Annotated in this window: 13 protein-coding genes; 1 reads left to right on the top strand and 12 read right to left on the bottom strand. The window is 35.0% G+C overall.

Going from position 1 to position 12,970, the window contains the following annotated elements:
* Nucleotides 1–84 precede the first annotated feature (84 nt).
* On the top strand, nucleotides 85–681 hold the full coding sequence (locus MJO53_RS13960) for a Crp/Fnr family transcriptional regulator (protein WP_252079539.1): 597 nt from the start codon (nucleotides 85–87) through the stop codon (nucleotides 679–681).
* Between the two features lie 268 nt (nucleotides 682–949).
* On the opposite strand, the gene MJO53_RS13955 is transcribed toward MJO53_RS13960, so the two are convergent.
* The 12 genes from MJO53_RS13955 to MJO53_RS13900 form a co-directional block, all read right to left on the bottom strand.
* Entirely contained in the window at nucleotides 950–1,855 is a 906-nt protein-coding gene (locus MJO53_RS13955) for a hypothetical protein (protein ID WP_252079538.1), read from the bottom strand.
* Nucleotide 1,856: 1 nt separating this feature from the next.
* Nucleotides 1,857–2,717: an alpha/beta fold hydrolase gene (locus MJO53_RS13950; protein ID WP_252079537.1), complete on the bottom strand. Its 861-nt coding sequence runs from the start codon at nucleotides 2,715–2,717 to the stop codon at nucleotides 1,857–1,859.
* 50 nt (nucleotides 2,718–2,767) lie between these two features.
* On the bottom strand, nucleotides 2,768–3,730 hold the full coding sequence (locus tag MJO53_RS13945; RefSeq protein ID WP_252079536.1) for an NAD(P)-dependent alcohol dehydrogenase: 963 nt from the start codon (nucleotides 3,728–3,730) through the stop codon (nucleotides 2,768–2,770).
* A gap of 77 nt (nucleotides 3,731–3,807) precedes the next feature.
* Complete coding sequence (locus tag MJO53_RS13940; RefSeq protein WP_252079535.1) at nucleotides 3,808–4,551, bottom strand: CPBP family intramembrane glutamic endopeptidase; 744 nt, start codon at nucleotides 4,549–4,551, stop codon at nucleotides 3,808–3,810.
* Between the two features lie 28 nt (nucleotides 4,552–4,579).
* Complete coding sequence (locus tag MJO53_RS13935) at nucleotides 4,580–5,263, bottom strand: DUF6624 domain-containing protein (RefSeq protein ID WP_252079534.1); 684 nt, start codon at nucleotides 5,261–5,263, stop codon at nucleotides 4,580–4,582.
* A 186-nt stretch (nucleotides 5,264–5,449) separates the two neighbouring features.
* Entirely contained in the window at nucleotides 5,450–6,052 is a 603-nt protein-coding gene (locus tag MJO53_RS13930; RefSeq protein ID WP_252079533.1) for a hypothetical protein, read from the bottom strand.
* Nucleotides 6,053–6,178: 126 nt separating this feature from the next.
* A complete protein-coding gene (locus MJO53_RS13925; RefSeq protein WP_252079532.1) occupies nucleotides 6,179–7,129 on the bottom strand; it encodes a hypothetical protein in 951 nt (316 codons plus the stop codon).
* A gap of 27 nt (nucleotides 7,130–7,156) precedes the next feature.
* A complete protein-coding gene (locus MJO53_RS13920) occupies nucleotides 7,157–7,957 on the bottom strand; it encodes a DUF6090 family protein (RefSeq protein ID WP_252079531.1) in 801 nt (266 codons plus the stop codon).
* 26 nt (nucleotides 7,958–7,983) lie between these two features.
* Entirely contained in the window at nucleotides 7,984–8,889 is a 906-nt protein-coding gene (locus MJO53_RS13915) for a hypothetical protein (protein WP_252079530.1), read from the bottom strand.
* Between the two features lie 3 nt (nucleotides 8,890–8,892).
* The gene (locus MJO53_RS13910; protein ID WP_224837137.1) at nucleotides 8,893–9,048 is read right to left on the bottom strand and encodes a hypothetical protein; all 156 of its coding nucleotides are present in this window, start codon (nucleotides 9,046–9,048) and stop codon (nucleotides 8,893–8,895) included.
* A 310-nt stretch (nucleotides 9,049–9,358) separates the two neighbouring features.
* Nucleotides 9,359–10,789, bottom strand: a complete 1,431-nt coding sequence (locus tag MJO53_RS13905; RefSeq protein WP_252079529.1) for an amidohydrolase family protein — start codon at nucleotides 10,787–10,789, stop codon at nucleotides 9,359–9,361.
* Nucleotides 10,790–10,996: 207 nt separating this feature from the next.
* Nucleotides 10,997–12,739 (bottom strand): tetratricopeptide repeat protein, encoded by a 1,743-nt coding sequence (locus tag MJO53_RS13900; RefSeq protein WP_252079528.1) that lies wholly within the window; start codon nucleotides 12,737–12,739, stop codon nucleotides 10,997–10,999.
* Between the last annotated feature and the right edge of the window lie 231 nt (nucleotides 12,740–12,970).

The raw sequence follows: 12,970 nt of genomic DNA, 5'->3' as shown, positions 1-12,970 counted from the left end.
TACTTTATATGCAAGAAAATTAAAATTCGGTTACAAAAGATTAAATTTGAGAGCAACAAATCTTAATAACATTTAACTGCATAAATGCTCCATAACGAAAATATCGAGAAAAAGCATTTTATTATCCCTTTTCTCAATGCCATTTACCCCTTAGGTCCTGAATTAAAATCTTTTTTGTTTACCCATATTAAAACGTGCATTTTCGACAAGAATGAAATAATTAGCAAAGCAGGTGATATTTGCGACAACCTCTACTTTATTAAAAAAGGTATGGTTCGTGGTTACTTTGAAATAGACTCGACCGACATCACCACGTGGGTGGACCTTGAGAATGAAATATTCACATCTATCACAGGTTTTTTTAGGAATGAAATTAGCCAGGAAAACATACAAAGCCTGGAAAAAACCTACTGCGACTATTTAACATTTGAAGATTACAAATATTGTTGCGACAATTTTCCGGAGATGCTCGAAATCAACCGAATCCTAATGGAAGAATATTACATTATGGCGGAACAAAGGGTGTTTTTGGCCAGGATTCCCAATGCAGGTAAACGTCTGGACTTTTTTATGGATGTTTACAAGCCTAAGATAATCGATAGAATTCCTAAAAAGTACTTGGCTTCTTTTTTGGCCATGCGACCCGAAACCTTATCCAGGCTTATGAAAGAAAGAAACTGATCACCCTTTCTTTGTTTTTACGAAAACATCAATAACCTGTTCAACTTCATTGGTTCCATAGTTAGTTCGGTATTTGTTTCCCATAGGTGATTATTGCTTTTAAGTATTAATTATAACAATACATAGATGGGGTTCCTGAATTTTCTTTACCTGTCTCAAATACCTCCAACTCAATTCCGTTTATTGGAACAAGGGTTGACCTGGGAAAGTTTATGGCTTCTTTTGTTATTTTCATAATACTTTAAGTACTGACCCTTCTTTTCTAAAATTAATTGCATAGAATATTTAGCTCTTGATTATTGGATAATGATACAGTTGGTATATTTTGTCCGCTGGCAATTTGAATACAGCTTAATCCTGGATTTCTATCCACCTTTAATTCTATCAAATTTTGATTATTGCCTATGTCTAAATTTGTAAGCATATTACTGAATAAATGTAAGTGGGTTAGACTTTTGTTTTCACTAAGATCAATACTTTGCAACTGGTTGTCAGACACCAACAGGGTTTGTAGTTTTTTATTTGAAGAAATATCCAACGTAATAAGCTTATTCGTTGTTAGCAATACATTTGTAATGTTTATAGCTGCAGTAATATCTAGAAAAATTAAATCGTTGTTGCTGATATGAAGAATTTCTAAAGATGTATTGACCATAGTAAGTTCTTCAATATAATTAAAAGATAAATTGAGATTTTCCAACTTTATTAACTTGGACAATCCAGTTATTGTAGTAAGCTGGTTAGCTGTTAAATCCAGTAATATTGTGTTTGTGTTTTTACTAACATCAATACTTGATAAATAGTTGCCGGCAAGATAAATTTCTTCTAAAAGTATATTATTTCCTAAATCTATTTGTTCAATGTTGTGTTGGTTCGCGACCAATCTTTTCAAGTTTGTGAATCCTTCAATGCCAGATAGATCAGAAATCGCACCGTACTCTAAATTTTCTAAATTCAATTCTTTGACAACTTCCGCATCCGACTTCAACATTTGCTTATTTACAACACCGTCAGTATCTATGCCTTTTGCTATTAATAATTTCTCAAAGCTCGCATCGGGTATTCTTAAGTACGTATTTGAGAATATGTCCTTGGTATCATCATCTCCAGAGCATGATGTACATAAGACCATTATCAATGTTGTGGTGTAAATTAGTATCGTGCGTGTTTTCATATTATGAATTGCTTTTATCTATTATTAGCTGTTCTATTTTTTTAAAATCTGTTGCATTTGGCACGTGTTTAGAACCTTTTAATAAAACAACTTCTTCTAAAGAAGGGAATATCTGCTTGGCTCTTTTTATCATTTTTTTACCGGGGAACATAATGTCCTGCTCTGCCGCAAAAATGGAGATGGGAGTTTTTATGTTCTTTGCCCGATTTTTAGAAATTACAGGTAGCGGCGAAAAGTCCATATTGCAGTTTTGAAATACCGTTGACATAAAGACCAATGCAAAACCATCATATTCGGAAAAAAGTGCGTCCATTACTTTTTTAATGTATGCCTGATTGTTTGTTTTGATGAATTTTTTTAATGGAATAAACATTTTCCATACATTAATAATGGGATTGCCGTTTACAATATAAACGGGTGCAATCAAGAACACTTGTTTGATCGGGGTTTGGTTATACTCCAATGCTTTTAACGCGATCAATCCCCCAAAGGAAAAACCTGCCAAGGTTACATTGGTCAACCGTAGTTTTATAATTACCTCAATAAGCCATTTACCGTAATCCAAAGACTTCATGTCCAATCTGGTCTCAGCGCTTTTATTGGGTTGTGCGAGCACATCTACTGCATACACACAATATTGTGATGCTAAACTAGGGAAGGAATCCAGAATCTGAGGGGCGCAGCCTCCCGTACCATGTATTAAAACAAGTGGTGGCAAGTTGGCGTCGCCGACACATACAACATTGGTCTTGCCAAACTTGGTGTCCACTAATTTTTCTGAATGACCGACATTGAGTTCTTGAAGTTTTCTGTTGTAGAGACTTAATATTTTTGATTTTCCCTCTGGTGATTTAAATAACATAACTTGTTCGTTTTTTAATGCTTTGACCGCGCTAAGCACGTATTGATGATTTATGAATTTACGATAACAATGTTCCCGACTTTACGACCTGTCTCCAAGTATTGATGTGCGTATTTTATTTCGGAAAGTTTAAAAGTATTGTCAATATTGGTGTATAGTTTTCCCTGTTCGAAAAATTGAACCAATTCCTCGAACAACCGTTTTAACTCCTTGGTCTTTTTTACGCCCGTTGCGGCAAACTTTACTTTCTTTGGACACCATAACATATGCCATAGAACCTCAACGTTCAATACCGGTGTCATAAAAAGACCATTGGAACCTATAAGGGTTTTAAAGGTTTTATACGATAATTTTCCAACAGTATCGTAAACAACATCGTATGTACAAGAAAGCTCGTCCAGTTTTACTTTGGTGTAATCCAATACTTCATCTGCTCCCAACGCCAGCACAAAATCAATGTTCTTTGCACTACAGACCCCTGTAACCTTCGCTCCCATTATCTTTGCCAATTGTATGGCTGCGCTTCCCAAGCTCCCCGAAGCACCATTGACCAAAACATGCTGACCCGATTTTATTTTGGCTATATCTTTTAGAAAGTTGTAGGAGGTTAAAAAACCATCGCAAATCGGAGCAGCTTCAGAATGGGATATTGATTTAGGCTTAGGCGCAATTACCAAATCTTCTGACATACATAAATACTCTGCATTACTCCCTTCGCTAAACAATTTTTCGCCAAAAACGACACTGCCTATCCTAAATTTGGTGACTTGCGAACCTACAGCTTCCACAACTCCAGAAAACCCGGTGCCCAAAGCCTTATTTTTTGGCTTGATGAGTCCTAAAAATAATCTGCCAAATTTTGGGACTCCTTGGCGAATCATGGTATCGGCCCTAGTTACGGAAGATGCTTCGATTTTCACTAAAACCTCGTCTGGTTTTGGTGATGGTTTTTCTATATCAACAACCTGGATAACTTCTGGCGCACCGTAGCGGGTAAAAATGGCTGCTTTCATAATTATGATTATATATAGCAAAATTGACGTTAATCAAGCTATTAAACGTTCGTGTTTTATAATCAGAACACTATTCTTCACATGTAGGGAGAGCTGACCACATGAAAGACCAAATCCCAAACAACATGTACAATTATTGCTGCGAGCAAACCACGTTTCCAATATACCCAACCAAAAAAAGACCCTGTTATAAGGTTGCCTATCATCGTAGAACTAACGGTAACCAAGCTAAGACCAGAAAAGCTTTTTGATAATGGTAAATGGATTAAACCAAAAAATACCGCAGATACAATAATTCCCGTCCAAACCACGCTTATCGAAGGCGTTTTTGCTTTTCTAAAAAACTGAATCAAGGCTACGACCAGAGACATTAACCCAAACCGGAACATAATCTCTTCCGTAATTCCTGCTGAAAATGACACAATGGCGTAAAACAGTTTTGAAGGTCTTTCAATAATTATTTCCACAGGAAAATAAGCTCTTGTTACTTTATGGGCCATTAGTAATACAAGTGCCAAGACTACACTATGACCGATAGGAAACAATAGCTTTTTAAAAAAACCTTGATATTTTATATCTGTTGTATCCGAAAAGATATTTTCTATTACCGGTGCTCCCAATTGTGCACTCTTAGCCAACCATAAGCCAATAAGAACCAAAACAACACCCAAAACAAGGCCATAAATACTTGTTTGAACTAAATCCGTAGCAATTGAATCCGATAGTGCTACGCTTGTATCACCAGCTTCGATTTTTAGTCTTTTTAATTCTCTGCTGAATGGAATGTTGACAAGTGTTCCAATTATAAAAAGAATAACCACAACCGATGCAGTTTGGATACGACTTCTCCTATTGGTTCGCATTTTCCTTTGCCAAAATAAATTCTTCAGATCTTTTGATCTGTTCTTCTAGGTCCCATTCAAAGTCTACCCGTTTACGTTTTAAGAATTCCGATATTGAATCCAGCCCCATCTCTGCCCTTCTTTTTTCTAAATTTTCTGGGTCCTTAATGGGCCACAAATTAAGACTCTGAGTTTTTGGATAGTACTTCAGTTGTTGGCCATATATTTGAAGTTCATTTTTATCGGTTGCTATCCGATCCACTGCTCTGACCAAAAAACGAGCTGACAGTTCTTTGTCCTTAACCGCCTTTCGCATTAGGGGCAAGTATTTTTCGCGAACTTCTAAACTAGAATGTTGCAATACATTACAAATAGTTAAGTTGCCCTGTTCACCAATTATTTCTTTACTCGGCCAGCCAATAGAATCTAAAATTTGTAAAACTTTTTTTTCGTTTTTATCATGGTTTTTATGATAAATCTCGTTTTGCTTTTTAAAGGCTTCTGATTCAAAACCTACTGCTCTACCAATAGAATCCCTTAATCGTATTGGTCCTTGCTCCGTTTGCCAAATAGTATCCAAAATAGCTATCAGGTTTTCTTGGGTCTCTTTTTTCGCTGATACTTCTTTGGACTTGGAGGTATTTGTGCATCCCATCACTAACAGTAAACTGGTCATTAAAATAAATTTCATTCTTTTAAAGGTTTTTATGAATATCACTAAGCTTGGATTTATATTTTAAAATATTGATATCCCTGGTTGGAATATTCATATGCCCAAACCAAAATAATTTGGTTAGGGCATACTAGTTGAATATATAGATTACTTATAAATAGATTATTATTGATGTTAGTACTTAAAACTCATTCAATTTAAGAACTATAACCAACTGAACCCTAATCCTATATTAAAGATGGCTGCATCTCTATGTGCATCTCCTTCTAAAGATACACGGCCCAAAACCAATTTGGACTGCACATTAAGTGCGAAGTTTCTCTTTTTATAAATTTCGTAACCTGTACTTGCCATAACGGCACAACCAAAGTTCCAATCGTCATTTATATCCTCTTTAATATCATAAAGTGCTGGCGAATCTATGGCTAAACCAATTCCCCCATGTATCCACCAACGATCTTTTACCCAATACTGTACAGAGGGAATAAAACCTCCAAAATTCCTATCATTGTCCTGAAATTCGTAAATATTTCCTGGCATGGCGACGGTAATGGCGAAATTCTCATTTAACATGTGGCCAAGCTTTAGATCTGGAAAAACAAAGGTTCCCTGGGATTTGTCGAAGGTTTGAATACCAGCACTATCTTCTATACTGATAATACCTCCACCCACTGCGAATTCGATGATAAAACCATTCCTTTTTGTTGTGGTTTCAGCATTTGTGTCTTGAGCATATGTTGTGCTTGATACCAAAGCAAAAGCGGCGCATGCCATGTTTAATAAGATTTGTTTTTTGATTGTTTTCATTTTAATCGATGTCATAATTGTTCGTTTTTTGATTAATGATGTATTTATTGATGAATTATATTTTAATATGTTGATTTAATTTTCTCTAACGATATCGGCTGTAGGCGGTTATGGATTTCACCTTTGTTATTGTCCATATAAATATTCAGCTGCAGCCTCCGCCATCTTTTGCTGATCATGACCTACATTGGCTATTAATTCAAGTTTCCAATTGAATTTCATTCCACTATTTTCCGAAAAATCTTTACAGAACGTATAAAAGTTTTTGCCTCTATCAAGTCGATTTGTCCCTTGCTTATCAGCAGTTTCAGATCGTAAAATTCTTCCTCTTGTTTCGGATTCATTGTCAAGCTCACCAAGAAATAGTACGAGTTTCTTTTTAAAGGATTTTTTCAATCTATTTTGTTGAATTCCTACATTTTCCATTCCAAATGGAAAGCTTATGCCATAATCTGGAAGCGTATATGTTCCGGAATTTGATGCTAGTATCCTATCAGCTTTTGAATTAGGACTGAATAGTGCAAGTCGATGCAATATCTGTCCACCAGCCGAATGCCCGAACATATCATATTTGTTTTGGTTTGAATTTGTACTTTTTTTGATGATCTTGAATAATCTGTCAAAATCATTAAAAATCCAATCCTCTTTATTATTGTTTATATTGAATTCAATAGCGTTTTCGTCGATATGAACTTGATTTGTGCCTTTTTTAAATGAAACACCTTTCAATAAGTTTAAGTCTTTGACAATTCCGCCAAGATGATAGTCGCCATAGTTATATTCTTTTTCAGGGTAAGAAGGTGAAATAATGAGAACACCATATTTTTCTGATGTTTCTATCCATGAATCCCGATAATCATCACCGTTTCTGCCAGCGCCAGGAACAACCATTAGAATTCTTGAATTTCTATTGAAGTTTATGGGCCTATGATAGAAAATGGTGATTGAATCTGCTAGATGTTTTCTACTTCCCTTGATCTTAAAAGAACCAGATCCGTTATTAATAGTGAAGTTCTGAGCCACTACAACTTGAACACTTATAAGAGCAATAAATAATAGTAAAAATCTTTGTTTCATTATTTTATTTTAAAATTTGCCATATTTTCAATTGTCGCGAAGCAATTCCTTTTCTAATAACCTGATCAGGTTTTCCACATCCTTCCTGAGAATCTCGATTAGCGTTAGTTGGTTGACATAATCGTCTCTAGTACTAAGAACACCAGTCCTGAACTTGTATGATTTCAGAATCTTGTCCACATCTTTCCTTAACTGCTTTTGCATAGTAAGTTTTTGTTCTCGGGTTATTTTATCATCCAATCCCAACGCTTGAACCAAGGGTTTATTGACGGACAGGTAATTATAAGGGTCGAACTCATTTCTATCTGTCCAAAAATTGCCAATGTAGTCGTCTTGTTTTACAACTTCTTCCCAATCAATTAGTGCTTTATAATTTCTATCCAGTTGTAGCAAACCATTCTTTATGGAGTCATTGCTAAGTATATTTAAACTACCACTACTTATGAGTTCATTGAACGTATTTTGATTAGGAATTACAGCTTGCCATGAGGTTAATTGAAGATAGTATGGGATAATACGCATTATAGAATCATTATTTCCATTAAATGAGAATTTAATAATGGTGTTGGCCGCTTCGACCTTATTATCCTTTCTGATCCTAACAAGTTCTAAATACTCTTGATCATTTTTTAAGTCTACCAATAAACGATTTAGAAAAGCCAACTCTTTTGTTTCCATTTTAATTTGTTCACTGCGGTTGTCTATTTCTAGTGCAATTAAAATACCTACTACAACAAGAATTATTTCTCCAACAGCATAGATAAGATATTTGCTGACTTTGTTTTCCGTAAGTAACGTTTGTCTGATTCTTCTAAATATTTTTGCCATATCTTATTCTTTTATTGTAATATATGCTAACTCCTTTCAAGTGAAAAGATAACTTTCGCATCCACCCAAAAGATATCTACGTTTTCAAAATCGTCTGAACCTACATTTCTACTGAAGAATAGGTATTTGCCATCTGGCGTTATGCTTGCCGAAGCTTCCCAAGCATTGGTGTTTATTTTATCTCCTAGATTAATAGCATTACCCCAAGAACCATCTTTTTGTTTAAAACTGATATAAATATCAGAATCACCATAACCATCTTCCCTTATAGCATCGAACAATAAATAGGATTCATCTGGAGCTATAAAAGGATGACTTAAAAAAGTTCCTGTATTTATTGCTTTTGGCAAAGCTATTGGCTCTTCATGCTTTCCGTTTATCAGACGTGAATAACGAATTGGAAACGTTGAATCATTCTCTTTATAGGTGTCAAAATAATACGTGCCATTTGTAGATGATGAAAGACGCATAATATACATTGAATCATTACTTACAGTAGGTGGTTCCAGCTTTTTTAATTCAGACCATCCTGATGCTGTTCTTTTTAAATAATTATCCCCTAAATGCATGGTTTCACCATCTGGAGATATCACTGGTCTTCCAATCCATGGAGATGCTATTTCAGATTTTTCCCATTCGCCATTAGTGTCATTATATTTGTATTCATAAAAAGCTGATGTTTTATTTTCCTCTCCTCTTCTAATAAAATAAAACGCCTTCATATCTTTTGAGAATGCACCATCGTACTCATAAATTTCAGTAGATACAAGTCCTGGAGCAAATGGTATAGGCGTTAATCCTGGTGGTTTTTGACCAAGATAAATTCCTTCAAAACTTGCTTCTTTATTAACTTTTGATTTTTGTTCTTTATGGTTACAAGCATTCAGAGCCAATGTTAATGCAGAGAATATTAAATAATGTATCGTTTTCATATATTAAGATTTTTGTTGAACTCCATATTCCAAAGCGGCTCCGATGGCAATCCCTAAAACAAACCATAATTGCATATTTGATGTTATATAGCCCACTATGGTTCCAAGAACAATTCCAATTCCCAGTTTTACGCCTTTTTTACTTTTTTTAGGTTCCATCTTTTCCATGGTTTGTTTTTTCTTGATATCCATTATTAAACAAAGCAACGTTTCACTTTTAAATAGTAAAAGGAAAAGTACAGGGACGTCAAAAATGAGGTTTAAGTGCAATTACAAACCAAATCATTGCCCTTTTACAATAAATTGCTTTTTCTAAGTCCCAAATATTCATTGAAATTATTTTTGGAAGACTTCGGTTTCTTATCAGTCTTTATTTATTCTATATCGTTTCTTAATTTTATACTTTTCAAATAATGCCTTGATTCATTGATTCATGATCCCTTCATCTATTTAAGGTTCTACGGAATAATTAATCTGCAAACTGTACGCGTATCAACGGACTGTTGATTAAGCTTACCAGTGTTTTCACATTCATATGAAAACTTGATGCCACCCCTTCTGAGAATTTTTTGAGTTCCGAGATTTTTACTTGATCGTAATACACACCGTTCAACAGCACTCCTTTGATGCTTTTTGTATTTTTAATATCATCTAAAGGATTTTTATCCAATAAGACCAGATCCGCCTTTTTGCCTATTTCAATGGTTCCGTAACCCTTCTCTACGTTTGAAAAAATTGCAGGAACTATGGTTGCACTTTGCAAAGCTTCTACATTTGATAAACCGCATGAGGTTAATTCGTAGAGTTCATTGTGTAAACTAAAACCTGCAAATACATAACTATCGGTAACATCGGTACCTGCCATGATGGGCACACCCAATTTATGGGCCATAGCCACTTGTTTTTTCGAAGCTTCATAAAACTGTTCGCTTACATTGACTCCTTCATTTTCGATATTCTTTTCTTTGTTGTGGTCTACATCATATTGCCACCAGAGTTTTTTTCTAACCTTAGTTATGTATTTTAAATTTTCATTGTTGGTAAAACTATCTTTATGTGCCAATGCTTCAAACTTTAAGGTCTGTAAAGTTGGGACCCAGTAGGTTTTATTGTTACGCATTACAACCATTAACTCCTTTGCTCGAACACTGTCAAACTGCTTGACCATCTTTTTTTTGGATCTAGAGAAATAATCTTTCCAATTATTGGGACTTTTTAGACTATCGGCTTCGGGAAAACACTCGTACAAAAAAATGCGTCCATGTTCAAAACTCCTTTGGCCAGAGTCCACAGCTTCTTCCAAACTAAGAAACATGGGTTTATGGCCGGCTATATGTAAACCATAGATAGGTGCTTTTTTAGCCAGATCTAAATAAATGTCTTTTGGTAACTGCGCATAAATCTTTATAAAATCTACCTTTTCGTTTTTATAAAATTGTAACAGGGAGTCTACTTGCAAACGGTTCTTCAGTTTAAAAAAATTGGGGGAATTTTCCGGTATTGCTTTTTCACCATCCATTTGATAACTGCTTTGCAATACGTACCTGGGCGAGACTCTAGTGTTATTCTCCAGTTCTTTATTCCACTGTAAACGCTCCTTACTGCCTACCCAATAGCTATCTTTCTCATTCAATTGGCCAGACATATCCCGTACGCCCGTAACGCCATTTGCAATGTAAAGCGGATGGTGCAACCATTCAGAGTGTTGGTTGGAATGGGTGTGCATATCCCATAATCCAGGTATTAAATATTTACCGGTGCCATCTATACGCAATGAATTATCAATGGGTTTAAATGGTACGCTATCTATTCTTGTTATTCTGGAACTTTCTATCAGTACAAATTGATTGTAGGCAGTTTTACCTGTTTCAACATCAACAATATTTATATTATTAATCATTGTTTTAGCATAAACTCTTGGTGTTTGCAATACCGATGTGGGCCATAAGTAAGCACCGGTGATCGTTATGATCGACAGCAATACAAGTACCGCAATTGTTTTAACTAAGTATTTGAGCTTTTTTTTCAAAATTGATTTCCATTGTTACATGGCAATACTAGCTCTAATCGATAAAGTAAAAGTTCCAGATTATAAATCCGAACCAATTTACCGATGGGATTTTAGATAGGCATTAGGTGTTACACCTTCTATTTTTTTGAAGAATGTGTTAAAAACCGTTTTAGAGTTAAACCCACTATCATAAGCTATGGCCATTATGGTCAACCCTTTGTTTTCCTCGAGAAGAATACGCTCTTTAAACTCGTTTATCCTAAAAGTATTGATGTACTCGGAGAAGTTTTTCTGAAACCCCAAGTTCAATAGTTGAGAAACATAATTGGCAGGAAGGTCTAAATAAGATGCCAAATCTTTTAATGATAGGTCTGGATTTAAATACAGCTTATAGTCCATCATAATTTGTTTTAACTCTTTGCTGTACATAGTAACTTCTTTAGTATCCAGTAAGGCTTGTTTGTATTTTTTTTTCTGCTTGTAATTTACATTGTCAGGAATTGCCCTAAGCATAATATCCTTATAATCTTGGTTGTTTTTAAAAGACTTGAGAACAGGGGATGGATTTAACAATAAAACTAAAGGTAAATGGTTGTTAAAGGCTTCTTTTACATATTCCAAAACCTTGTCTTCATTCTCCAATAAAGCATAAACCAGAATTAGGAAAATCAGTGCTTTTTCAACAAGGTCGGATGTTAGGTAACTTTCCAGTTCTTTTATACCATCATCACATTTGGTCCTTTCGCCAAGAACGGCATAGCACATGGTTTTACCTCCTAATTTAGTAAGGTCTTTTATAGAAATGCCCGATAGTGTATTAAAGTAGCTCAAAGCTTCAATCGGCTTGCCCGATAACAATAAACTATTTCCAATATAAATAGGTGGAAAAGGTAAATTAGGGTTTAATTCCAATGCCTTTTCCAAGTAGCGCTTTGCTTTGTCATAATCTTCCTGTAGATAATACAGAAACCCCTTGTAATGATGGTTTATTGAAGAAAAAGGATCCAATTCCAACGCTTTATCTATATAATTTTGGGCAGGACCTAATTTGCCCTCAACAGTTAATAAATTTGAAATGGTCAGGTAAATTTCATCCGTAGGTTGCGTCTCCAAAGCTTTATTTGCATGTTCGTACGCTTTTTTTAGGTTCCAATTTTGCCAACATTCTATCCAGGCCAAATTTAATTGTACTCTAGATGAATTAGGACTTAGGGACCTTGCTTTTTCAAAAAAGGATTGTGCCTTTTGAAAAGCTTCAAATGCTGGCAATAATCCCATGGTTCCCATAAAAGTATAGGCCTGATTAATATCTAAATAAGGGTTTACAAAGTTTGGTGATCTCTCTATAATGCTTTTAAAAATTTCGATGGCCTTTAATGAACTATCATAATCCAATTTCATTAAATAATACCTACCTTTTAAATATTCTCTGTAAACAGGTACAGGGACCTCGTAACGCTCAATTAGTTTATCTTCAATTTCGAGATGACCGATATGCTCGCGTAATTTTTCAGCAATAAAATGACTTATTTCTTCTTGTATCTCGAATACATCTTCCGGGTTTCTATCAAAGACCTCCGACCAAAAATGAAAATCCTCCAAAGTATCGATCATTTGCACCGTAATGCGCATTTTTCTCTTGGATGTTCGTACACTGCCCTCGATAAAAGTCGCCACATTTAGCTTCTCCCTTATCTTTTCCACTGTAACTGTCTTGTTTTTAAAATAAAATGAGGATGTACGTGAGGTAACGGAAAGCTGTTTGATTTTTGCCAATGCATTGATGATCTCCTCCGTTAATCCGTCACAGAAATATTCATTGTTAATATCATTGCTCATGTTAACAAAGGGTAGGACTGCAATGGATTTTTTGTTCATTTTATGTAATGACTAAACTTGGTTTGTTGGATCTTTAGTTACTTCTGCCAAATAAATTGATTCCCCTCTTTTAAAACAACGGCAATTGCTACAACCCAATCGTGGTTTTTAGAGTGATTGTTTTATTATGCTGATGTCAAAACTTCCAAGGCAGCCCATTGGACTATGGCCTTATCCTTTTTAACGTCTTAA

The sequence above is a fragment of the Flagellimonas marinaquae genome, assembly GCF_023716465.1.
GTDB lineage: Bacteria > Bacteroidota > Bacteroidia > Flavobacteriales > Flavobacteriaceae > Flagellimonas > Flagellimonas alginolytica.
Note: the sequence above shows the minus strand (reverse complement) of the source record. Positions and strands in the feature narration are given on the sequence as shown.